We start from the raw sequence: 21,936 nt of genomic DNA on the forward strand, positions 1-21,936 counted from the left end.
GTTAGGGCTGGAATCAGCTCCGCAGGGCGCGGATGTTGGCGGCGTAGCGGTCCGGCCCGCCGGTGAAGGTGGCGGTTCCGGCGACCAGAACGTCGGCTCCCGCCTCGATGGCGATGCGGGCGGTCTCGCCGTTGATGCCGCCGTCCACCTGGAGGTCGATGGGCTTGCCCAGCGCGTCGATGCGGCGGCGCAGCTCATGGATCTTGGGAAGCTGGTTGGCGATGAAGCTCTGCCCGCCGAAGCCGGGGTTGACCGTCATGACCAGAACGAGATCGAGGTCTTCCAGCAGATAGTCGACGGCCTCCAGCGGGGTGGCCGGGTTCAGCGACAGTCCGGCCTTCTTGCCCAGAGATTTGATGAGCTGGATGGTGCGGTGGACATGCGCGCCGGCCTCCGGATGGACGGTGATGATGTCGGCGCCGGCGTCCGCGAAGGCGGCGATGTAGGGATCCACCGGAGAGATCATCAGATGCACGTCGAAGGGCTTCGCCGTGTGCGGGCGCAGCGCCTTCACCACCGCCGGGCCGATGGTGATGTTGGGGACGAAATGGCCGTCCATCACGTCGATGTGGATGTAGTCGGCGCCCGCCGCATCGATGGCGCGCACTTCCTCGCCCAGCCGGGCGAAATCGGCGGAGAGGATGGACGGGGCGATCTTGACCGGGCGCATGGCGGAAATCCTTGGCGTGAACGGTGCGGGAAAGGGCGGTGGAAAATCCGCCTTCCCATACCACGGCTCCCCCGCCGCCCCAACCCCTCTCGCCGTCTGGAAGGAACTGTCAGGCTGGCTTGCAGCCGGGCTTCAGCGCCGGGTCGCCGGAAAAGCTGCCGTCGTCCGCCGGGTCACTTCCCGCGCCGTATTCGGCGTTGAGCATCCCCTCCAGCGCCTCCAGCCGGGGGGCGGCGGCGGCGAAGGCGTCGCGCTCCACCGTACGGTAATGCTCGATCACCCGTTCGCCGAAGGCGGTCAGCGCGGTCCCGCCGCCATGTTTGCCGCCCACCGCGGCGGAGACCACCGGTTCGGCGAAGATGCGGTTCAGGTCGTCGACCAGCAGCCAGGCGCGGCGGTAGGACATGCCGAGCGTCCGCGCCGCGGCAGAGATGGAGCCGGTTTTCCGGATCCGCTCCAGCAGCATGATCTTGCCCGGCCCGACCGAGCCGCCCGTGTCGAAGTCGATGCGGATGCGCAGGCGGGTCATGGCGCCGTCCAGGACGCTGCCGCCGTGGCGGGCCGCGCCCGGCCTCCGCTTCCGTTCATCCCGGCCATGCGCGCTCCTCCGCTCCGCCCTTTTCGGCGGGAGACTGGCCGTCCCCCGCCGAAAAGGCAAGGCGCGGATCAGAAGCCGGCCAGCACGATCTTGCCCTTGGCCCGCCCGCTTTCGAGCAGGGCGTGGGCGCGCGTCAGGTTGGCGGCGTTGATGGTGCCGAACGTCTCGGCCAGCGTCGTGCGGACGGTGCCGGCGTCGACGAGGCGCGACACTTCGCTGAGCAGAGCGTGCTGGGCGTCGATGTCGGCGGTGCCGAACACCGGCCGGGTGAACATGAACTCCCAATGCAGCGACACGCTCTTGCGCTTCAGCACCATGACGTCCAGCCCCGCCGGGTCGTCGATCAGCGCGACGCGGCCCTGCGGGGCGATCAGGGCGGCGATCTCCGGCAGGTGGGCGCCGGTGTCGTTGGTCGAGAAGACGAAGGCCGGGGCGCCGATGCCCAGCGCCTCCACCTGGGCGGCCAGCGGCTTGCGGTGATCGACGACATGGTGGGCGCCGAGGTCGCGGCACCAGGCCTGCGTCTCCTCGCGGGACGCGGTGGCGATCACCGTCAGGTCGGTCAGCTGCCGGGCGAGCTGGATGGCGATGGAGCCGACGCCGCCGGCCCCGCCGACGATCAGGATGGCGTTTGCCGCCCCCGGCACCGGGCGGCGCACGTCCAGCCGGTCGAACATGGCTTCCCACGCGGTGATGCTGGTCAGCGGCAATGCCGCGGCCTGGGCGAAATCGAGGCTGGCCGGCTTCGGCCCGACGATGCGCTCGTCCACCAGATGGAACTCGGCGTTGGTGCCGTCGCGGTCGATGGCCCCAGCGTAGAAGACGGCGTCGCCCGGCTTGAACAGCGTGGCCTGCGGCCCGGCGGCGACTACGATACCGGCGGCGTCCCAGCCCAGCACCTTCATGGCGCCCGGCGCCGGCGGCATGTTGCGGCGGACCTTGGTGTCCACGGGGTTGACCGAGACGGCCTCGATCTCGACCAGAAGGTCGCGGCCCTGGGGCTCGGGGCGGGGACGCTCCACGTCGATCAGGGCGTCGGGGGCGTCGATGGGCAGGGATCGGGTGAAGGCGACGGCGCGCATGGCCTCAAGTCCTTGTGCTTGTTGTTGCGTGCTTGTTGCGGCGTGTTGTGCTCCGCCGACAGACTTGCGCCTTGCAGCACCGGGGCGCAAGAATGCACATGAAACGCACATAGTGTCGAAAAGGATACCGTCATGGCCCGCGTCCCGCACGCCAACCTGGATTGCTCGCCGGGCTGTCCGGTGGAAGGTGTCCTCGCTCTCATCGGCGGGAAGTGGAAGGGGCTGATCCTCTACCATCTGCTGGACGGCACGCTGCGCTTCAACGAAATCCGCCGCCGCGTCCCGAACGTCACCCAGCGCATGCTGACGACCCAGCTTCGCGAGCTGGAGGCGGACGGGCTGCTGGTCCGCACCGTCTATGCGGAGGTGCCGCCGCGCGTCGAATACAGCCTGTCGCCGCGCGGGCGGAGCCTGGAGCCGATCATCCTGGCGCTGAAGGCCTGGGGCGAGGAGCATCTGCGTCCCGCCATCCCGAAGGCCGTTGTCGCGGCATGAGCGCCTTCGTTCCGCCCCCACCGCAGCGTCCCTGGGGGCACCGCCTGTTCTTCCCCGCTGCGGCGCTTTACGGGGCGCTCAGCGTGCCGTTGTGGGTGGCCGGTTATTTCGGCTGGCTCGGCATCGGCTGGACCCCGGCGGTGCACGCGCACGAGATGCTGATGGGCTACGCGCTGGCGGTGGTCGGCGGCTTCCTGCTGACGCGGCCGTCGGGGGTGGCGCTGAGCGTCGCCTTCGCCGCGTGGCTGGCCGGGCGGCTGGCGGTGCTGGGCGGCCTGCCGCCGGAATTTGCCGCACCGCTGGCGCTGGCCTATCCGGTGGCGCTGTTCGTGGTGGCCGGCATGCCCTTCCTGCGCGCGGCCAAGAGCGGCCATAACATGCTGTTTGGCCCGGTGATCGGCGCCTTCGCGCTGGCCGAGGCGCTGGTCTGGTGGGGCGGCGATGGCGGGCGGACGGGCGCCCTGTTCGCGCTGCACCTCGTCGGCATCCTGATGCTGGTGATGGGCGGGCGCATCATCCCGTCAGCCACGGCGGGAGAAGTCCGCAAGCAGGGCGGGATGCTGGTCGAGCGGGTGCAGCCGCGCCTGGAATGGGCCGGCGTCGCCGGGGCGGTGTTGGCCGCCCTGACCGTGGCCGTCGGGATGACGACCGGTCCGCTGCCATGGATCGGGGCGGCGGGCGCGGCGTTGGCCGGGGTGACGGCCTGGGCGCGTCTGGCGCGCTGGCGGACGGGCGCCGTGCTGAAGCGCCCGGACCTGTGGAGCCTGCATCTGGGCTACGGCTGGCTCGGGCTCGGCTGGCTGTTTCTCGGCGTCGAGCGACTGGCTCCGCTCACCGGCGGGGCGGGCTGGCACGTCATCGGGGCGGGCGCGCTCGGCACGCTGGCCGCCTCCATGATGGTGCGCGCGACCCTGCAGCGGGAGGCGCTGCCGCCGGACTTCTCCCGGCCCGCCACCGCCGCCATCGCTCTGGTCGGGCTGGCCGCCGCGCTGCGCGTCGCCGCGGCCAGCACCGCGCCGGACCTGCTGATGCCCGCGGCGGCGCTGGCCTGGATGGGGGCGCATCTGTTGGTCCTGTGGGTGCTGCTGCGCGTGCCGAAGCGGATACGGGCCTGAGCCATCCACCACTTGACGCTCTCCGCCGCGCCCCCGACACTCCGACGCAACGGCCATTGCTAACGGGCCATGGGAAGACGCGGGCGCGACCGCAGGGGGGATCATGAGCGACGCATTGGAACCGGTCCGCAGCGCGGGCGTCGTCGGGCTCGGCTCCATGGGCATGGGGGTGGCGCTGTCGCTGCTCCGCGCCGGCTTCCGGGTCGTCGGCTGCGACCTCGACGCCGCCAAATGCATGAGCCTCGTCACCCATGGCGGGGAGGCCGCGGGCTCCCCCGCCGACGTCGGGCGCCGGGTGGACCGCGTCATCGTCCTGGTCGCCACGGCGGAGCAGGCGGAGGAGGTGCTGTTCGGCGCCGAGGGGGTGGCCGGGACCCTGGCGAAGGGCGGCGTGGTCGTCCTCTCTACCAGCGTCCCGCCGGACATGGCCGCCGCCGTCGGGTGCCGCCTCGCCGAGCGGGACCTGCTGATGCTGGACGCGCCGGTCGGCGGCGGCCCGGTGCGCGCGGCGGAAGGGCGCATGGTGGTCATGGCCTCCGGCCCCGAGGACGCCTTCGCGCGGGCGGCCGACCTGATCGCCGCTGCGTCGGGCACGCTGCACCGCGTCGGCACCGAACACGGGCAGGGCTCCGCCGTGAAGGCCGTGGAGCAGATGCTGACCGGCATCCACGCCGCCGCGGTGGCCGAGGCCACGGCCTTTGGCGTCCGCGCCGGGGTCGATCCGCAGCGGCTGGCCGAGATCATCGCCGCCGGTCCCTTCCACATCCCGTCGCAACGGCCGCTGAGCATCGTCGGGACGGACCTGGGCAGCGTGATGGACGCCGCGCGGCGGATGACCGTTCCGACGCCCTTGGCCGCCTCCGCTCTGCAACTCTTCACCATGGCCGCCGCGGTGGGGCTGGGGCGCGAGAGCGACGGCGCGCTCGTCCGGATCTTCGACCGGCTGGCCGGCAACCCGCAGGAGGGCTGAGGAATCATGTCATCGGCACACAAATCTCTTGTCGTCACCGGCGGCGGTCGGGGCATCGGGGCGGCGGTCGCCCGCATGGCGGCGCAGCGCGGCTACGCCGTCACCTTCTCCTACATCGGCAACGCCGAGGCGGCGGAGGCCACGCTGGCGGCGATCCGCGAAGCCGGCGGGCAGGCCCAGGCGGTGCGGGGCGACGCGGCTCGCGAAGAGGACATCCGCACCCTGTTCGACGCGGCGGAGGACCATTTCGGCCCCATCGCCGGGCTGGTCAACAACGCCGGCATCATCGGCCCCTATGGACGGCTCGACGAGGCCGCGCCGGACGATCTGCGCCGCATGCTGGACATCAACGTGACCGGCGCCGTGCTTTGTGCGCGGGAGGCGGTGCGCCGCATGTCCACCCGCCACGGCGGGCAAGGCGGCAGCATCGTCAACGTCGGTTCCATCGCCGCCGTGCTGGGCTCGCCCAACGAGTATGTGGGCTACGCCGCCAGCAAGGGCGCGGTGGACAGCCTGACCGTCGGCCTCGCCCGCGAGGTGGCGAAGGAGGGCATCCGCGTGAACTGCGTGCGGCCCGGCCTGATCGACACCGACATCCAGATCATCCCCGGCAAAGGCAACCGGCTCGACAACCCCGCTCTGATCCCGCCCGCCGGGCGCGCCGGGACGGCGGACGAGGTCGCCGAAACCGTGCTGTGGCTGCTGTCCGACGCCGCGTCCTACGTGACCGGCGCCCTTCTCAACGTCTCCGGAGGCCGCTGAGCCATGCCCGCGTCGAATTCCTTTGCCATCGGCCACCAGGACATCGTGGAAGCCGCGGCGCGGCTGGACGGCTTCGCCGTGCGCACGCCATTGCTGGAGAACGCCCTGCTGAACGAGCGGGTCGGCGGCCGAGTTCTGCTGAAGCCGGAGGTTTTGCAGCGCAGCGGCTCCTTCAAGTTCCGCGGGGCCTTCAACCGCCTGTCCCAACTGACGCCGGAGGAGCGCCGGGGCGGGGTGGTCGCCTGGTCGTCGGGCAATCACGCCCAGGGTGTCGCGGCGGCGGCGGCGCTGCTCGGCATGCCGGCGGTCATCGTCATGCCCAGCGACGCCCCGGCCCTGAAGATCGCCAACACCCGCGGCTACGGCGCCGAGGTGGTTCTCTACGACCGTTGGACCGAAAGCCGCGAAGCCATCGCCGGGGCCATCGCGGAGGAGCGGGGTGCCGCCACCGTGCCGCCTTACGACCACCCGCAGATCATGGCCGGGCAGGGCACGGTCGGGCTGGAGATCGCCGCACAGGCGCAGGCCATCGGCGCGGTTCCCGACGACGTGATCGCGCCGTGCAGCGGCGGCGGGTTGATGTCCGGGGTCGCCACGGCGGTCCGCCACAGCTTCCCAGACGCCCGCCTGTGGGCGGCGGAGCCGGCGGGCTTCGACGACGTCGCGCGCTCGCTGGCCGCCGGGGAGCGGGTGGAGAACGCCGCCGGGCAACGCTCCATCTGCGACGCGCTGCTGACCCCGACGCCGGGCGCCCTGACCTTCCCGGTGATGAAGGACCTGCTGTCCGGCAGCCTTGCCGTCACCGACGCCGAGGTGAAGGCCGCCATGGCCTACGCCTTCACCGTGCTGAAGCTGGTGGTCGAGCCGGGCGGGGCGGTCGGGCTGGCCGCCGTGCTGACCGGCAAGCTGCCGGCGGCGGGGCGCACCGTCGCCGTGGTGTTGAGCGGCGGCAACGTCGACGCCGCGACCTTCACGGACGCGCTGGCGTCGTCGTGACGGCGTCGCGCTCCAGCACGTAATAGACGGCGCCGGGGGCAAACTTCCTGCGGACCGAGTCGCGGTGGTAGGCGATGTTCCACCGCGTCAGCGCGCAGGCCGCCTCGTCCAGCCGCACCAGCAAAGGGTTGCCGTAGGGCAGGGAGACGCCCAGCAGCGGCCCCAACCGCTCGGTCAGCGGGAAGGAGCAGAAGCGGCGCTGCCGCACCGTGAAGCCCAGCCGGGCGAAGCGTTCCTCCAGCCATTGCACGGGGAAGCCGCGCTCGTTTGCGGTCAGGCCGCGGCGGGGCTGGCGCCAGTCGCCCATGGTGCTGATCGGCTCGCGCAGGATGAACAGCCCGCCGGGGGCGGTGACGCGGGCGAACTCGGCCAGCAGCGCGCCGGCGTTCGGAATGTGGTGCAGTGTGTGCAGGCAGACGGTCAGGTCGTTCGCCCCGTCCGCGCAGTCGATGCATCCGCCCAGCGTGGGACGGCGGTACTCGGCGGGGGTGCCGGCGATGTCGGTCCGCCAGAAACGCTCGATGGGTTCCACGGCCAGGAAGCGGTCGACCTGCCCGGCGATCGGCGCTACGTCGTCCCCCGCCGCGCAGCCGAAGGCCAGCGCCTGCCGGAAGCGCCGCCCGGCCAGGAAGCGGAAGGCGTGGCGGTGATTCAGCGCGTGGTATTCGTAGCGGTAGCCGGGCCGCTCGGGCGCCGTGCGCGCGAATTCCTCCTCTGGGGCCCGCGCCTCGACCCCGTACCAGCGGGCGATCCGGGCCGCGTCGAAGTCGTCGCCGTAAAGGGCGGCGCCGGAGAAATACTGATCCTCGAAACTGGTCGTCTCGACGCTGGCGGACTCGAAGGTGGCGGTCATGGGGGCTGAGGCTCCGCTGGATGGACGGCGCGACGATAGCGCGCCGGTTCCGGCGGAAACATTCAGCTTGCCCGCCTAGGACGGAGGGGGAGTCCTATTGCGGAGCGCGATCGCGTGGCGTGAAGGGAGCCCCTCCGGTTGGTGGAACCCCATCCGAAAGGGTAGCGCTACAGCCGGATGTCGCTCTGGAACAGGCCGAGGTCAAGATGCTCCATCGGGACGCGCTGGGCGCGGCGGCGGCTGAGGCGCTGGACGGCGTGGCGGGCGCGACCGATGAGGGCGGCGTAGCTCTTCAACGTCTTGGGCATGTCCGTTCTTCCCAATCTGTGTAAGGGGTGAACGGATCACAGCTATGACGGGTCCATGTGACAAATTCTATCGCACCGCACATCGGTCCGAGGAACGCCGCGCCGCGCCACTTGTTCGAGAAGGAATACCCCGGAAAATACGCACGAAGCTTGGTGAGGAGGCGGCGATGAGCGGCGTTCTGAAGGCCGTCATTTTCGACGTGGACGGCACCCTGGTCGACTCGGTGGATCTGCACGCCCACGCCTGGGTAGAGGCGATCCGGCATTTCGGCTACCACGCGGACTTCGACGCGGTGCGCTCCCAGATCGGCAAGGGCGGCGACCAGTTGATGCCGGTCTTCGTGCCGGAGAAGGATCTGGATCGCATCGAGGACGAGCTGGACCATTTCCGGCACGAGCTGTTCGCCCGCAAATACATGCCGAAGGTCCGCGGTTTCCGCCGGGTGCGCGGCCTGTTTCAGCATCTCCACGCCGAGGGTCTGCGCATCGCGCTCGCCTCCTCCGCCAAGGGGGACGAGCTGGAGCGCTACAAGCGCGCGGCGGAGATCACGGACTTGGTGGATGTGGAGACCTCGTCCGACGACGCCGAGCGGTCGAAGCCGCATCCGGACATCTTCGAGGCGGCTCTGGAGAGGCTTGGCCTGCCGCCCGAGGAGGCGGTGGTGGTCGGCGACAGCCCCTGGGATGCCAAGGCGGCGGGGCGGGCGGGGCTGACCGTGGTGGGGGTTCTGTGCGGCGGCTTTGCCGAGCAGGATCTGCGCAAGGCTGGCTGCGCGGAGATCTTCCGTGATCCGGAAGACCTCCAGCGCCGCTTCGCCACCAGCCTCATCGGGAAACGCAGCCCACGCGCGATGGGCCTTCTACAGCCCGGTGGACCTCAGCCGGGGCGGCCGTCGGCCCGCGGGGCGAGCAGGATGGGTGCGTAGACGTACAGGTAGCAGGCGAAGGCCGCGATCCAGGCAGCGCCGGCCCCCTCCAGGGCGGTCCAGTAGAGGCCGCCCGGCAGCTCGGGCGCCAGCACCCGCAGCAGTGCGGCGGCGGTCAGCAGGATGTAGCCGGCCACGGTCGGGCGGGTCACCACCAGCATCCGCCCGGTGTGACCGAGCGAGGCCCGCGTCATCACCGCCACGATCATCGTGGCGAAGGCCCCCGCGGTCAGGGCATGGATCCAGGCGGAGCTTTCCACGCCCGCCCCCAGCAGATGCGCCGCCTTCAGCGCCAGCGCCGCCGGCACCCAGGCGTAGCCGAGATGCAGCACCCACAGGATCGGCTGGTCGAGCGTCTTCGCCGGCTGCCAACCGGCCAGCCGCAGAGCGTGGGCGAGTGCCGCGACGAGCGCCAGCAGACCGGTGACAGCGTTGCCCGGTAGAGCGAGGTCGGCAGGGATCATCAACAGCGTCGAGACGAGCGTCACCTTCTCCACCCAGGGGCGGGAGACGACGGTGCCATCCAGCCCGCGCAGCCGCAGGGCGTTGCGGGTGAAGGCCGGGACGATGCGCCCGCCGATCACCGCGACCATCATCAGCACGACGCCGATGGCCAGCGTCTCGCCCAGCGCGGTGCCGCCCGGCAGCACGCCCAGCCAGTCCAGATGGAACAGCAGGTTGGCGGCGGTCAGCAGGCCCAGCAGGGCGAGGAAGGCGGTGTTGCGGATCTTGCCCGCCGCCACCAGCGGCCCGGCCAGCGCGACGCCGAGCGCCGGCAGGAAGGCGAGGTCGAGGATGGCCGCAACCGGCAGCGGCACGCCGAGGACGGGCAGCAGCGCCACCCGCCCGGCCAGCCACAGCGCCGTCAGGCCGGCGAGCGGCAGGCCGGACAGCGCCTTGGTCCCCGTCCAGCTCGGCACGGCGGTCAGCAGGAAACCGGCCACCGCGGCGACCACGAAGGCGAACAGCATCTCGTGCGCGTGCCAGGAGGCCGCCGGGACGGCGCCGTCCGGCCAGGACCCGGTCGCCAGCACGGCGATCCAGGCGGCCAGCAGGACAGGTGCGGCAAGGCCGGAAAGCAGGAAGAAGGGCCGGAACCCATAGGCGAAGATCAGGGGGACCGGCGGACGGTCCGGCTGGTCGGCAACGGAACTGGTCATGGCGTTCCCCGCGCGTTGGAGGCATCGGTCATGCCGTCACACTGCGCCGGGGGCGGTCACCCTTCTTTGACCGCCGTCAAATAGAAACCCTCCAAACAAAAATCTGGCGCGTTGGAGAAAAAGCCGCGGTCAGACCGTGATGCCGTTTTCGGCCATCAGGCGCTTCAGCGCGTCGCGGGCGGGCGCGTCCAGCACGGGAAGTCCGTCGCGGGCGGTCAGCACGAAGGCGCCGGGATCGGCCAGGGTGCGCAGAGCGAAACCGCCCACGCGCGGCGGGCCGCTGCTCAGCGGCGCGTCCTCGTAGATCGGCGAGAAGGTGCAGCCCAGAAGCATGGCGCGGGCGATCAGCGTCTCGTCCGACGACCCGCCCGACGCCGGGCTGTTGATGCCGAACAGCAACCGCTCGGCCTCGCCGCTGGTGACGAGCCCGCGTTCCTGAAGGATGTCGACCATGGCGGATGTGGTCATGACCGGCGCGGCGCGCCCCTTCCAGCAGAAGCGCCCGTCGTCCCACCCGATGTCCAGGCAGCGGTAGATCATGTGCGGATCGGCGCCGCCGGGCGACCCGGCGACGATGTAGTTGACCCGAAGCAACCCGTTCCACGCCCCGGCCGGAGCGACGATGCAGGAAACACCGCGCCGGGTCAGGCGCAGATAGGTGTCGTTGATGCCCGAAGGCTCGAAATCGAACAGCATGGCTGGCTCACCTTGATCGGGGACCCCGCTCCCCTCGAACGAAAAAGGTGAGCACGGGTTCCCGCAAGGCAACATGGCCATGCGTATGGTATTCCTCTCCGCACGCGCAAAAAGGGTATAGGCAAAAGCTCAGGACTTCGGGCGGAATGCCTTGCAGACCAATGGGTCAGTGTCGATGCGCGCCGCGCCGATCAGATCGAGGCAGTACGGAATTGCCGGGAAGACCGCCATCAGGCAATCGTGAATGGCCGAAGGCTTGCCCGGAAGGTTCACGATCAGGCTGTTGCCGCGGATTCCCGCGGTCTGGCGCGACAGGATGGCGGTCGGCACCACGGTCAGGCTGACCGAGCGCATCAGCTCGCCGAAGCCGGGCATCATCTTTTCGCAGACCTGCTCCGTCGCCTCCGGAGTCACGTCGCGCGGAGCGGGGCCGGTGCCGCCGGTGGTGACGATCAGGTCGCAACGCTCCCGGTCGGCCAGCTCGATCAGGGTGGCGGCGATGCCCTCGCGGTCGTCGGGGATGACGCGGGCCACCGGCTCCCAGGGGGAGGCGACGATGCGCGTCAGCTCCTCCCGGATGGCCGGGCCGCCCTTGTCCTCGTAGATGCCCTGGCTGGCCCGGTCGGACACGGTGACGATGCCGATGCGGGCGGGCTTCGCGGAGGTCATGGGCGGCGGTCCTTATGGAATGTCCGGCAGGCTTACTTGCTGCCCGGCGCCAGGAACACGCTCTTGTAGCTGTCCCGGTCGCCGTTGTTGGTGTCGGTCAACTGGAAGGTGACCGGGGTGGAGGCGTCCGGCACGGAGTCGCGCGGCACCGTGACGTAGACGCGGTAGGTCGCCACGCTGTCCGGCGAGGCGGAGATGTGGCTGACCGCGCTGCCGCTGTCCTCGTCGCGCTCGCCCACCACCTTCACCTCGGCACCGGCGATTCCGGCGGCGGCCAGCGTGTAGGAGCGGTCCTGGCGGGTCTTGTTGGAGACCTTGAAGGTGTAGGCGTTGCGGATGGTGCCGTCCTGCAGCGTGACGAAGAGCGGGGCGCGGTCGCGCTGCACGGCGATGTCCAGCCGCGGGCGCAGCGCGTAGCTCCAGGCCATGGCGCCGGTGATCACCAGCATCAGCAGGCCGTAGACGATGGTGCGCGGGCGGATCAGCCGCCACTGGTAGGTCTTGCCCTGGGCGCGGGTGTCCTGGGCGGCCAGGCTGTCGAAGCGGATCAGGCCCTTCGGCAACTCCTGCGACACCATGATGTTGTCGCAGGCGTCGGCGCACAGGCCGCAATTGATGCAGTCCGCCTGCTCGCCGGTGCGGATGTCGACACCGACCGGGCAGACCTGCACGCACTGGCCGCAGTCGATGCAGTCGCCGAAACCCTTGGTCCGGCGCTCGTCCCAGCTCTGCGACTTGCGCTTTGGGCCGCGGGTGTCGCCGCGCAGCGTGTCGTAGGTGACGACGAGGCTGTGCTCGTCCAGCATCGCGGTCTGGATGCGCGGCCACGGGCACATGTAGTAGCACATCTGCTCGCGCGTCCAGCCGGCCATGACGTAGGTCATGCCCGCGAACAGCGCGAAGAAGCCCGCCGCCTCGTAGGTCGCGTTGAAGGTCAGAAGATCGACGGCCAAGCGCGGCGCGTCGGTGAAGAAGGCGACGAAGCCGAAGCCGGTGATGACGGACAGTGCCAGCCAACCGGCGTGCTTGCCGGTCTTGCGCAGGACCTTCTTCGCGGTCCAGGGGGCCTTGTCCAGGCGGATGCGCTCCGCCCGGTCGCCTTCGAAGGCGCGCTCGATCCAGACGAACAGGTCGGTCCACACCGTCTGCGGGCAGGTGAAGCCGCACCACACGCGCCCGGCCAGCGCCGTCGCCAGGAACAGGCCCAGCGCCGCCACGATCAGCACGCCGGTGAGGTAGTAGATTTCCTGCGGCCAGATCTCGATCCAGAAGATGAAGAAGCGCGGCGTCGTCAGGTCGAACAGCACCGCCTGGGCCGGCGCATCGGGGCCGCGTTCCCAGCGAATCCAGGGGGCGATGAAGAAGACCGCCAGAAGCACCCAGGTCAGGATGGTCTTCCACCGCCGGTAGCGTCCGGAGACGGCTTTCGGGTGGATCTTCTTCTGGCTCTCGAAAAACTGGATTTTTGCCGGCGTGACAGCGCTTCCGTCTGGCATATCGTCTGCCTTGGCTCCGGATAGGGACGCAAGACCGGACAATAGCGGACGGGACCCGAGCGCTTCTTGATCGGGATCAAGACGAGAACGGATTTGAAGAATCCCTATGGGTTATAAGGATTTTTCAGCGGCGCTGGTGACCGGCCGGGATTTCCGGCTGTAATACGTCCATCGGCCGATTGGCTCAAGCTTCGTTTCGCAATGCGGAAACGTTTCCGTCCTCCACCGCCGCTGCGTCGTCGGACGCCGCGTCCTGCGGTGCGGGCCGGGATGGGGAGGGGCGGGTGACGATGTAGACGGCCACCGCCGCCATGCAGGTGCCGGCCAGGATGGGAACCAGCGGGCGGCTGGAGGTCAGCGCCACGATCGCCCAGCTCACGCTCATGCCGATCAGCGCCGCCGCCTTCGCCTTGCGGGGGATCGCTCCTTCGGACTGCCAGTCGCGCAGCAGCGGGCCGAAGCGCGGGTCACGGTACAGCCGGTCGCGCAGGGCGGGGCTGCTCTTGGCGAAGGCCCCGGCGGCCAGCAGAAGAAACGGGGTGGTCGGCAGAAGGGGCAGCACGGTGCCCGCGATGCCCAGCCCGACCGCGGCGTAGCCCAGCGCCAGCCACAGCCGGCGCCGCAGGGGGGAGGCGCAGACGGGTGCGTCCTCCGCAAGGGCGGTCTGGTCATCCATGGGGTGAATGTAGGCCGCTCACACGGCCAGGACCAGCACCGCGTAGCGGGCCGCCTTGCCCGCGGTGACCAGCAGCAGGAAAATCCGGATGTCCACCCGCAGGATGCCGGCCACCAGAGTCAGCGGATCGCCGATGACGGGCATCCAGGCCAGCAGCAGCGACCACACCCCGAAGCGCTGGTACCAGCGGGTGGCCCGCGCCACCATGGACGCGGGGACCGGGAACCAGCGGCGGTCCTGGAAATGCATCAGGTAGCGCCCGAGAGCCCAGTTGACCACGGACCCCAGCACGTTGCCCGCCGTGGCGAACAGCAGAAGCGCCAGATGGTCGTAGTTGCCGGTGGCGTGCATGCCGACCAGCAGGATTTCCGACTGGGCCGGGAAGATGGTCGCGGCCAGGAACGCGGTGAGGAACAGCCCGCCGTAGGCGGCAAACTCGGACATGCGGCGGACGGTCCTTCCGGGCCGGGGGTGGCGGAGGCTAGAACATGGGTGCGCATACAGGAATGCGGGAGGCGCCATGGTGCCGCCGCGATAAACTGGTGTAGATTCATTTTGTATGAATTCGCAGCGGATGGACTCGGGGGCGCCCGACCGGTCTCATCCGGCGGCCGTCGTCTTGGGGAATGAAGGGGAGTGTTTGCGGATGGCCGCTGCCGGCCTTGCCCGCTTCGATGCCGACGGGCGCCTGATCTGGGCCAACGCCGTGTTCCGGGCGTCGCTGGGCGGTTGTCCGGGGGATAGCCTCGATGCCCTACTGGAGGCACTTCCGTTGCGTGAGGACGCCGCCGCGGCGGCGGAGCGGCTGCGCGCCGGGGAGACGGTGGCGCTTGCGGTCGAGCCGTATAGGGAACGCGGACTCCTGATTCCGGCGGAGGGCGAGGGCGGCGACTTGGTGTTGACCCTTGCCGGTGATGGCGGCGCCCCGCAGGAGGACAGCGGCTTCTTCGGCCTGGAGGACCTTCTGGGCGACCGGGCCGGCGAGGCGGAGCGGGCGATCATGCAGGCCATCGCCGTTCCCCTGGTGGTAACCCGGCTGTCCGACGGCTTGGTGATGGCGGTCAACCAGCCCGCCGGCCTGCTGTTCGAGGTGCCGCTCGATGACGTGGTGGGGCGCAGCTTCGCCAAGGCCTTCTACACCGATCCGGCGGAGCGGGAGCGGCTGCTTTCCGCCCTGTGCGACGGGGCGGGCGGCGTGGATGGGTTCGAAACCCGGCTGTGCCGGCCCGATGGCAGCGATCTCTGGGCGATGGTCTCCGCCCGGCGGTTCCGGTTCCGGGGCGAGGATGCCATGCTCGCCTGCATCAGCGACATCTCTGCCCGCAAGCGCACCGAACAGGCGCTCGAAGCCCAGTGGGACCAGAGCCGGGCGGTCCTGAACGGGCTGGGCCAGGGAGTGATGGCCTTCGACCGGGGGCTTCGCCTGGTCGCCTGGAACGGGCGTGTTACGGAGTTGCTGGGGGTGGAGCCGGAATTCCTGAGCTATCACACGCCCTACGCCGCCATTGCCCGGCGGGTCGGGCAGGGGGTGGCCTTTGGGCCGGGGAGCGTGTGCCCCGACGCCCTGACCGGGTCCGGGACCGGCCCGTCCGCGGCCCTCGCGGCGCCGCTTCCCGCCCGCCCCGCCCCGGACGAGCGGTCCTGGGAGTGCACCCGTTCCGACGGTCACGTGCTGGAATGCCTGATCCGGCCTCTGCCCGACGGCGGATTCGTCGTCACCTACACCGACGTGACCGAGCGGCGGAACGCCGAGCGGGAGATCATCGCCAGCCGGGAGCTGTTCGAACTGGCGATCCGGGCGGCGCGCGAGGGGATCTGGCAATGGGACGTGCGCACGGGGGAATTGTGGCTGTCGCCCTACTGGTGGGGAATGCTCGGCTACGGCGAGGATGAGATGGTCAACACCGCCGCCCGTTGGACCGAGCTGATCCTGCCCGAGGATCGCGAGTTGTCGGCCCGGATGGCCCGCGACCTTATCAATGGCGCGATGGGCGAATGCCAGTTCATCATGCGCTTCCGCCACAAGCGCGGCACCGTGGTTCATATGCTGAGCCGCGCCATCCGCGTTCTTGGTCCGGACGGCGAGCTGTTCCGCATCGTCGGTTCGCACACCGACGTGTCGGACCGCGTCCATGCGGAGGAGCGCGCCCACGCCGCGCGGGAGGAGGCCGAACGCGCGCTCCATGACCTGAAGGAGGCGCAGGCCCATCTGATCCAGTCCGAGAAGATGGCCGCGCTGGGGTCGCTGGTGGCGGGGGTGGCGCACGAGATCAACACCCCCATCGGCATCGCCCTGACCGGCGCCTCGCTGATGGCGGAACGGACCCGGGTCATCCGGCGCGATTTCGAGGCGGGAACGCTGCGTCGGCCCGACTTTGCCGACTTCCTCGACATGGCGGGGGAGGCGGCGCACCTGATGCTGCTGAACATCGACCGCGCCGCCCAGCTCATCCAGAGCTTCAAACAGATCGCCGTCGATCAGGCGAGCGAGGAGCGCCGCGTCTTCGACCTGCGCGACTACATCGACGAGGTCCTGCGCAGCCTGGGCGTCCGCATCAAGCGGGCGGCCCACGGCGTGGAGGTGGATTGCCCGGCGGATCTGCTGATCGACGGCTATCCGGGTGCGCTCAGTCAGGTGCTGACCAACCTCGTGATGAACTCGATCATCCACGGCTACGCTCCGGGGCAACACGGAACGCTGCGCGTCGCTGTGCGCGCGGTGGGGGGCGACGAGGTGGAACTGGTCTATGCCGACGACGGGCGCGGCATCCCGTCCGAACTCCATGGCAAGGTGTTCGAGCCCTTCTTCACCACCAGCCGCGGCACGGGCGGCAGCGGGCTGGGGCTGAACATCGTCTACAACATCGCCACCCGCCGGCTGAGGGGCCGCATCGCGCTCGACAGCGCGCCGGGCCGCGGCGCGGCCTTCACCCTGCGCTTTCCCCGCGTCGTGCCGGCGGAGCGTCCGCCGGCCTGACGGCTTTCCCCTTACTGCGCATCCACCCAGGCGATGCGCAGGATGTTGGTGTTGCCGGGGGTGCCGAAGGGCACGCCGGCGGTGATGACCAACCGCTGCCCCTCCACCGCCAGCCCGTCCTCGTAGGCGCAGCGGGCGGCCTTCTGGACCATCTCGTTGAAGTCGGCCACGTCGGCGGAGTGCACGCTGTGCACCCCGTAGGCGAGCTGGAGCCGCCGCGCCGTTTCCAGGCTGGAGGTCAGGCACATGATCGGCACCTCCGGCCGTTCGCGGGCGGCGCGCAGGGTGGTGGAGCCGCTGGTGGTGTAGGTGACGATGGCCGCGGCCTGGATGGTGTGGGCGACCTGCCGCGCCGCCGCGGTGACGGCGTCGGTGGAGGTCTGCTGCGGGTCCGGGTGCTGGGCGTCGGTGATGGTGCGGTAGAGCGGGTCCTGCTCGACCCGGCGGGCGATGCGGTCCATCATCGACACCGCCTCGATGGGGTAGGTGCCCGCCGCGGTTTCCGCCGACAGCATCACCGCGTCCGCCCCGTCATAGACCGCGGTCGCCACGTCCGACGCCTCGGCGCGAGTCGGGGCCGGGGAGCCGATCATCGATTCCAGCATCTGTGTGGCGACGATCACCGGCTTGCCGGCCTTGCGCGACTCGCGGATGATCCGCTTCTGGATGCTCGGCACGTCCTCCGCCGGCATTTCCACGCCGAGGTCGCCGCGGGCGACCATCACGCCGTCCGACAGCTCGACGATGCGTTCCAGATGCTGGATGGCCTGCGGCTTCTCCATCTTCGACAGCAGGGCGGCCCGCCCGGCGACCAGCTTGCGCGCCTCGGCCACGTCCTCCGGCCGCTGCACGAAGGACAAGGCCACCCAGTCCACCCCCTGGTCGAGCGCGAAGGCCAGATCCTCGTGATCCTTCGGGGTCAGCGGCGTCAGCGGCAGGACGACGCCCGGCACGTTCACGCCCTTGCGGTCGGACAGGCGGCTGCCGGAGAGCACGACACAGTCGGCGTGGTCGGGGCTGCAATCGACGACGCGCAGGCGGACCTTGCCGTCATCCACCAGCAGCTCCGCTTCCGGCTCCAACGCGGCGAAGATTTCCGGATGGGGCAGGCCGACGCGGGTCGCGTCGCCCGGCTCGGTGGAGAGGTCGAGGCGGATGCGGTGCCCCGGCTCGACGGTGACGGGGCCGTCGGCGAAGGTGCCCAGCCGCAGCTTCGGTCCCTGGAGGTCGGCCATCACCGCGATGGGGTGGTCCAGTTCCGCTTCCAGCGCGCGCAGCGTGGCGAGGCGCTGGCCATGGTCCTCGTGCGTGCCGTGGCTGAAGTTCAGGCGGAAGACGTCCACGCCCGCCTCGAACAGCGCGCGGATCATCTCCGGCGTCGCGGTGGCCGGCCCCAGCGTGGCGACGATCTTGGTCAGGCGGAAGCGCCGGAAGGGGATGACTTTGCGGGTCATGGGTCTGCCTTCTGATATGTGCCGTTCGGGTTGTTCCGTTCGGGGCGGGCTGTTCATCTCAAGTTCTGCCGTCCGGCTTGTCAACCGCGGTCCGCCTCCCCACAATGGTCGGGCACCGGGAAAAGCACGGTAACGCCGCAGAACGGCCTTGACAGATTTCCGGCTTTTTCTATAGTCGCACCCTCCCGCGGCCCAACCGGCCCGGCGGGAGACATTGTGCGTCCCGTATCCGTGTTTTGCCATCCGGCCTTCGGGCCTCGGCGTCCGGATCGGGGATCAATCGGTGTGTAGGCGGCCCATGAGGGCTGCCGTTGAGATATCGAGGAGAGCAGGCGTGGCGCGTATCGCTGGCGTCAACATCCCCGCGCAGAAGCGCGTGGAGATTGCGTTGACCTACATTCATGGCATCGGCCCCTTCAAGGCCAAGGAAATCTGCACGAAGCTGGAGATCCCGGCGGAGCGCCGTGTGAACCAGCTCACGGACGACGAGATCCTCAAGATCCGCGAGACCATCGACGCCGACTACCGCGTCGAGGGCGACCTGCGCCGTTCGGTCGCCATGAACATCAAGCGTCTGATGGACATGGCCTGCTACCGTGGCCTGCGTCACCGCAAGGGCCTGCCGGTCCGCGGCCAGCGCACCCACACGAACGCCCGCACCCGCAAGGGTCCGGCCAAGCCGATCGCCGGCAAGAAGAAGTAAGAGGACGCACGGACCATGGCCAAGCCCTCAGCCGCTTCGCAGCGTCTTCGTCGTCGCGAGCGCAAGAACATCACCGCCGGCGTCGCTCATGTGAACGCCTCCTTCAACAACACGATGATCACCATCACCGACGCGCAGGGCAACACCATCGCCTGGTCGTCGTCGGGCACGATGGGCTTCAAGGGTTCGCGCAAGTCGACCCCCTACGCCGCCCAGGTCGCCGCCGAGGACGCGGGCCGCAAGGCCCAGGAGCACGGCATGAAGACCCTCGAGGTCGAGGTGAAGGGTCCGGGTTCGGGGCGTGAGTCGGCGCTGCGCGCTCTGCAGTCGATCGGCTTCCAGATCACCTCGATCCGCGACGTCACGCCGATCCCGCACAACGGCGTCCGTCCGCCGAAGAAGCGTCGCGTCTAAGAAGCATCGCTACTCCGCACCCGCGGGGACCCGCCGTTCCGGGACAGGCGCCGCAGCCATCGCGGCGCCATCGGATGGGAACGGCCGGTCCCCGCGGACGTGTGTCCACCCCGATGGCATGAGGTAATACCGTGGCTCTTCAGAAGAACTGGCAGGAACTGATCAAGCCGAACAAGCTGGACATCCAGCCCGGTGACGACGCCGACCGCACGGCGACCGTCGTGGCCGAGCCGCTGGAGCGTGGCTTCGGTCTGACGCTCGGCAACGCGCTGCGCCGCGTGCTGCTCTCCTCGCTGCAGGGTGCGGCCGTCACGGCGATCCACATCGACGGCGTGCTGCACGAGTTCTCGTCGATCCCCGGCGTGCGCGAGGACGTGACCGACATCGTCCTCAACATCAAGTCGATGGGCCTGCGCATGGGCGGCGACGGCCCGAAGCGCATGCGCCTGCGCGCCGAAGGCCCCGGCGAGGTGAAGGCCGGGATGATCGAGACCGGCGCGGACATCCAGGTGATGGACCCGGACCTCGTGATCTGCACGCTGGACAACGGCGCGCGCCTGAACATGGAACTGACGGTCGAGACCGGCAAGGGCTACGTCCCGGCCAGCCAGAACCGTCCGGAGGACGCCCCGATCGGCCTGATCCCGGTCGACGCGCTGTTCTCGCCGGTCCGCAAGATCTCCTACAAGGTCGACAACGCCCGCGTCGGGCAGGTCACCGACTATGACCGCCTGTCGATGGTCGTCGAGACCAACGGCGCCGTGAAGCCGGACGACGCGGTGGCTCTGGCCGCCCGCATCCTCCAGGACCAGCTGCAGCTGTTCATCAACTTCGAGGAGCCGACCCACGCGGTCGCCGAGGAGAAGCACGAGGAGGTTCCGTTCAACAAGAACCTGCTCCGCAAGGTGGACGAGCTGGAACTGTCGGTCCGTTCGGCCAACTGCCTCAAGAACGACAACATCGTCTACATCGGCGATCTGGTGCAGAAGACCGAGGCGGAGATGCTCCGCACGCCGAACTTCGGCCGCAAGTCGCTGAACGAGATCAAGGAAGTGCTGGCCCAGATGGGGCTGCACCTCGGTATGGAAATCCCGAACTGGCCGCCCGAGAACATCGAAGAGCTGGCCAAGCGTCTGGAAGAGCCGTACTAAGTCTCGCAAGTTCCATTGCCCCCTCCCTGACCCTCCCCCGCTCTCGGCGAGGGAGGGAACAAGCTTCCTCTCCCGCGAGAGCGGGGGAGGGCCGGGGAGGGGGCAATCGTTCCCAGGGCCACCAACCGGCCCGCCCCGCGCCGTACCAGCCGAAAACTGGGCGGTCGGGTTCACCACCGGCTCCCCGAGGGGGGCCATGCCATGAAGGAGGACCGTCATGCGTCACGGCGTTTCCGGACGTAAGTTCAGCAAGACCACCAGCCACCGCAAGGCCATGTTCTCGAACATGGCGAACGCCCTGATCAAGCACGAGCAGATCAAGACGACCCTGCCGAAGGCCAAGGATCTGCGCCCGATCGTCGAGCGTCTGATCACGCTCGGCAAGAAGGGTGGCCTCGCCAACCGCCGTCTCGCCTTCGCGCAGCTGCGTGACGACGCGATGGTGACCAAGCTGTTCACCGTTCTGGCCGACCGCTACAAGGACCGCCAGGGTGGTTACAGCCGCGTCCTGAAGGCCGGCTTCCGCTACGGCGACGCCGCCGCCATGGGCGTGATCGAGCTGGTCGACCGCGATGTCGCCGCCAAGGGCCAGGATTCGGGCCCGGTGGAGATCAAGGAAGAGGTCGAGGCCGAGGGCTGAGCCCACGGTTGAGCGATCGTGAAATCTTGTCGCCGCCGTTGCCCACCGGGCGCCGGACGACGATATAGGTGACCGACCGGCCCTCCCTTCGGGTTCATCCCCGGAGGGAGGGTTTCCGGTTTTCGGGTTCCGTCACTTCGGGAGGGCGCCGCGCGCGCGGTATGCTGAAACCTCTCTACAACCGGATTCTCAAGCTCTCCGCCCGCAAGGACGCCGTCTGGTGGATGTCCGCCGTCTCCTTCGCGGAAAGCTCCTTCTTCCCTCTGCCGCCCGACGTCATGCTGGTGCCGATGTGTCTGGCGGAGCCCAAGAAGCTCTGGCGCTACACCAACATCTGCGCACTGGCCTCGCTGATCGGCGGGCTGTTCGGCTACGCGGTCGGGTTCTACCTGTTCGAGAGCATCGGACGGCTGATCATCGACCTTTACAACGCGCAGGAGTCGTTCCAGCGCTTCCAGGACATGTTCGCCGAATTCGGCCCCTGGTTCCTGATCCTCAAGGGCATCACGCCCATACCCTACAAACTGCTGACGATCACCGCGGGATTCGCGCACCTCGACCTGACGGTGTTCATCCTGTGCTCGATCGTCGCACGATTCTCGCGATTCTACATGATCGCGATCCTGCTGCACTTCTACGGACCGCAGGTGCGCGACATCATCGAGAAGCGGCTGATGCTGGTGACGACCGTTCTGCTGGTCATCATCATCGGCGGATTGCTCAGCTTCAAGTTCGTGTGAGCGGCGCGGGGCTCGGCCCCGCGCGTCACCCTCATTCTCCGACGAACGTCAATCCGGCCAAACTCAGTCGGGCATCCCGCGGTCCTGGCGGTTGCGCTCCGACGGGGGCAGGGCGTTGCGCTCGCGGCGGTCGCGCATGACCATCACGCCGATGGCCAGCGCCATGCCGATGCCGGCCAGCAGGGGCAGCACGACCTCGCCGGCGCTGACAGTGGGCATGGCGAGCATGCGCACGATAAGCAGCAAGAGGCCACCGATCAGCAGCGCCACGAAAATGGTGGTCGATGTCCGGCGGCGCGGTGACGGGCCGGGATTGTTGGGACTCATTTGAGGCATTCCCTTATCGCTTGCGTTCCCGGCATAGTGGGCGCCGAGCCCGTGGCAT

Annotated in this window: 25 protein-coding genes; 12 read left to right on the plus strand and 13 right to left on the minus strand. The window is 69.5% G+C overall.

Annotation, left to right across the window (positions count from 1 at the left end):
• Nucleotides 1-13: 13 nt before the first annotated feature.
• From rpe to AMK58_RS05725, 3 genes are all read right to left on the minus strand, one after another.
• A complete protein-coding gene (rpe, locus tag AMK58_RS05715; protein ID WP_035672805.1) occupies nucleotides 14-670 on the minus strand; it encodes a ribulose-phosphate 3-epimerase in 657 nt (218 codons plus the stop codon).
• 109 nt (nucleotides 671-779) lie between these two features.
• Nucleotides 780-1,199, minus strand: a complete 420-nt coding sequence (locus AMK58_RS05720; protein ID WP_035672807.1) for a winged helix-turn-helix domain-containing protein — start codon at nucleotides 1,197-1,199, stop codon at nucleotides 780-782.
• A 137-nt stretch (nucleotides 1,200-1,336) separates the two neighbouring features.
• Nucleotides 1,337-2,350: a zinc-binding alcohol dehydrogenase family protein gene (locus tag AMK58_RS05725; protein ID WP_035672810.1), complete on the minus strand. Its 1,014-nt coding sequence runs from the start codon at nucleotides 2,348-2,350 to the stop codon at nucleotides 1,337-1,339.
• Between the two features lie 132 nt (nucleotides 2,351-2,482).
• Here AMK58_RS05725 and AMK58_RS05730 point away from each other — a divergent pair, with 132 nt between their 5' ends.
• The 5 genes from AMK58_RS05730 to AMK58_RS05750 all read left to right on the plus strand — a co-directional run bounded on the left by AMK58_RS05730 (nucleotide 2,483) and on the right by AMK58_RS05750 (nucleotide 6,688).
• A complete protein-coding gene (locus AMK58_RS05730; protein ID WP_035672814.1) occupies nucleotides 2,483-2,845 on the plus strand; it encodes a winged helix-turn-helix transcriptional regulator in 363 nt (120 codons plus the stop codon).
• Complete coding sequence (locus tag AMK58_RS05735) at nucleotides 2,842-3,960, plus strand: NnrS family protein (protein ID WP_059398712.1); 1,119 nt, start codon at nucleotides 2,842-2,844, stop codon at nucleotides 3,958-3,960. Before AMK58_RS05730 ends, AMK58_RS05735 begins: the two co-directional genes overlap by 4 nt.
• Nucleotides 3,961-4,063: 103 nt before the next feature.
• The gene (locus tag AMK58_RS05740; RefSeq protein WP_059398713.1) at nucleotides 4,064-4,930 is read left to right on the plus strand and encodes an NAD(P)-dependent oxidoreductase; all 867 of its coding nucleotides are present in this window, start codon (nucleotides 4,064-4,066) and stop codon (nucleotides 4,928-4,930) included.
• A 6-nt stretch (nucleotides 4,931-4,936) separates the two neighbouring features.
• Nucleotides 4,937-5,692: an SDR family oxidoreductase gene (locus tag AMK58_RS05745; RefSeq protein WP_035672824.1), complete on the plus strand. Its 756-nt coding sequence runs from the start codon at nucleotides 4,937-4,939 to the stop codon at nucleotides 5,690-5,692.
• A 3-nt stretch (nucleotides 5,693-5,695) separates the two neighbouring features.
• Nucleotides 5,696-6,688, plus strand: coding sequence for a threonine ammonia-lyase (locus AMK58_RS05750; RefSeq protein ID WP_035672827.1), 993 nt, complete (start codon nucleotides 5,696-5,698; stop codon nucleotides 6,686-6,688).
• Here AMK58_RS05750 and AMK58_RS05755 read toward each other — a convergent pair.
• Nucleotides 6,663-7,541: a class I SAM-dependent methyltransferase gene (locus AMK58_RS05755; RefSeq protein ID WP_059398714.1), complete on the minus strand. Its 879-nt coding sequence runs from the start codon at nucleotides 7,539-7,541 to the stop codon at nucleotides 6,663-6,665. The genes AMK58_RS05750 and AMK58_RS05755 overlap by 26 nt on opposite strands.
• Before the next feature lie 167 nt (nucleotides 7,542-7,708).
• The gene (locus AMK58_RS30315) at nucleotides 7,709-7,849 is read right to left on the minus strand and encodes a hypothetical protein (protein WP_155903434.1); all 141 of its coding nucleotides are present in this window, start codon (nucleotides 7,847-7,849) and stop codon (nucleotides 7,709-7,711) included.
• Between the two features lie 167 nt (nucleotides 7,850-8,016).
• Here AMK58_RS30315 and AMK58_RS05760 point away from each other — a divergent pair, with 167 nt between their 5' ends.
• The gene (locus AMK58_RS05760) at nucleotides 8,017-8,775 is read left to right on the plus strand and encodes an HAD family hydrolase (RefSeq protein WP_035672833.1); all 759 of its coding nucleotides are present in this window, start codon (nucleotides 8,017-8,019) and stop codon (nucleotides 8,773-8,775) included.
• Here AMK58_RS05760 and AMK58_RS05765 read toward each other — a convergent pair.
• From AMK58_RS05765 to AMK58_RS05790, 6 genes are all read right to left on the minus strand, one after another.
• Nucleotides 8,727-9,935, minus strand: coding sequence for an NnrS family protein (locus AMK58_RS05765; protein ID WP_059398715.1), 1,209 nt, complete (start codon nucleotides 9,933-9,935; stop codon nucleotides 8,727-8,729). The two genes, AMK58_RS05760 and AMK58_RS05765, sit on opposite strands and share 49 nt — an antisense overlap.
• Before the next feature lie 129 nt (nucleotides 9,936-10,064).
• Nucleotides 10,065-10,631 (minus strand): hypothetical protein, encoded by a 567-nt coding sequence (locus AMK58_RS05770; protein WP_035672839.1) that lies wholly within the window; start codon nucleotides 10,629-10,631, stop codon nucleotides 10,065-10,067.
• Nucleotides 10,632-10,760: 129 nt separating this feature from the next.
• Nucleotides 10,761-11,300, minus strand: a complete 540-nt coding sequence (mog, locus tag AMK58_RS05775) for a molybdopterin adenylyltransferase (protein ID WP_035672842.1) — start codon at nucleotides 11,298-11,300, stop codon at nucleotides 10,761-10,763.
• A gap of 32 nt (nucleotides 11,301-11,332) precedes the next feature.
• Entirely contained in the window at nucleotides 11,333-12,796 is a 1,464-nt protein-coding gene (gene ccoG, locus AMK58_RS05780) for a cytochrome c oxidase accessory protein CcoG (protein ID WP_035672844.1), read from the minus strand.
• A gap of 184 nt (nucleotides 12,797-12,980) precedes the next feature.
• On the minus strand, nucleotides 12,981-13,472 hold the full coding sequence (locus tag AMK58_RS05785) for a YbaN family protein (RefSeq protein ID WP_051140183.1): 492 nt from the start codon (nucleotides 13,470-13,472) through the stop codon (nucleotides 12,981-12,983).
• Between the two features lie 18 nt (nucleotides 13,473-13,490).
• Entirely contained in the window at nucleotides 13,491-13,916 is a 426-nt protein-coding gene (locus AMK58_RS05790) for a YqaA family protein (protein ID WP_014240051.1), read from the minus strand.
• Between the two features lie 202 nt (nucleotides 13,917-14,118).
• Here AMK58_RS05790 and AMK58_RS29415 point away from each other — a divergent pair, with 202 nt between their 5' ends.
• Nucleotides 14,119-16,449 (plus strand): ATP-binding protein, encoded by a 2,331-nt coding sequence (locus AMK58_RS29415; protein ID WP_236778186.1) that lies wholly within the window; start codon nucleotides 14,119-14,121, stop codon nucleotides 16,447-16,449.
• An 11-nt stretch (nucleotides 16,450-16,460) separates the two neighbouring features.
• Here the strand turns inward: AMK58_RS29415 and pyk are convergent, their stop codons facing one another.
• On the minus strand, nucleotides 16,461-17,903 hold the full coding sequence (gene pyk, locus AMK58_RS05800; RefSeq protein ID WP_059398716.1) for a pyruvate kinase: 1,443 nt from the start codon (nucleotides 17,901-17,903) through the stop codon (nucleotides 16,461-16,463).
• A gap of 334 nt (nucleotides 17,904-18,237) precedes the next feature.
• On the opposite strand from pyk, the gene rpsM reads away from it, so the two are divergent.
• The 5 genes from rpsM (at nucleotide 18,238) to AMK58_RS05825 (ending at nucleotide 21,551) form a co-directional block, all read left to right on the plus strand.
• Complete coding sequence (rpsM, locus tag AMK58_RS05805; protein ID WP_014240054.1) at nucleotides 18,238-18,606, plus strand: 30S ribosomal protein S13; 369 nt, start codon at nucleotides 18,238-18,240, stop codon at nucleotides 18,604-18,606.
• A gap of 15 nt (nucleotides 18,607-18,621) precedes the next feature.
• Nucleotides 18,622-19,020, plus strand: a complete 399-nt coding sequence (gene rpsK, locus AMK58_RS05810; protein ID WP_012974490.1) for a 30S ribosomal protein S11 — start codon at nucleotides 18,622-18,624, stop codon at nucleotides 19,018-19,020.
• A gap of 131 nt (nucleotides 19,021-19,151) precedes the next feature.
• Nucleotides 19,152-20,171, plus strand: coding sequence for a DNA-directed RNA polymerase subunit alpha (locus tag AMK58_RS05815; protein ID WP_014240055.1), 1,020 nt, complete (start codon nucleotides 19,152-19,154; stop codon nucleotides 20,169-20,171).
• A 217-nt stretch (nucleotides 20,172-20,388) separates the two neighbouring features.
• Nucleotides 20,389-20,811, plus strand: coding sequence for a 50S ribosomal protein L17 (gene rplQ, locus AMK58_RS05820; RefSeq protein ID WP_014240056.1), 423 nt, complete (start codon nucleotides 20,389-20,391; stop codon nucleotides 20,809-20,811).
• A gap of 161 nt (nucleotides 20,812-20,972) precedes the next feature.
• A complete protein-coding gene (locus AMK58_RS05825; protein WP_014240057.1) occupies nucleotides 20,973-21,551 on the plus strand; it encodes a YqaA family protein in 579 nt (192 codons plus the stop codon).
• A gap of 63 nt (nucleotides 21,552-21,614) precedes the next feature.
• Here the strand turns inward: AMK58_RS05825 and AMK58_RS05830 are convergent, their stop codons facing one another.
• A complete protein-coding gene (locus tag AMK58_RS05830) occupies nucleotides 21,615-21,878 on the minus strand; it encodes a hypothetical protein (RefSeq protein WP_035684173.1) in 264 nt (87 codons plus the stop codon).
• Between the last annotated feature and the right edge of the window lie 58 nt (nucleotides 21,879-21,936).

This window comes from Azospirillum brasilense, from assembly GCF_001315015.1.
Lineage (GTDB): Bacteria > Pseudomonadota > Alphaproteobacteria > Azospirillales > Azospirillaceae > Azospirillum > Azospirillum brasilense.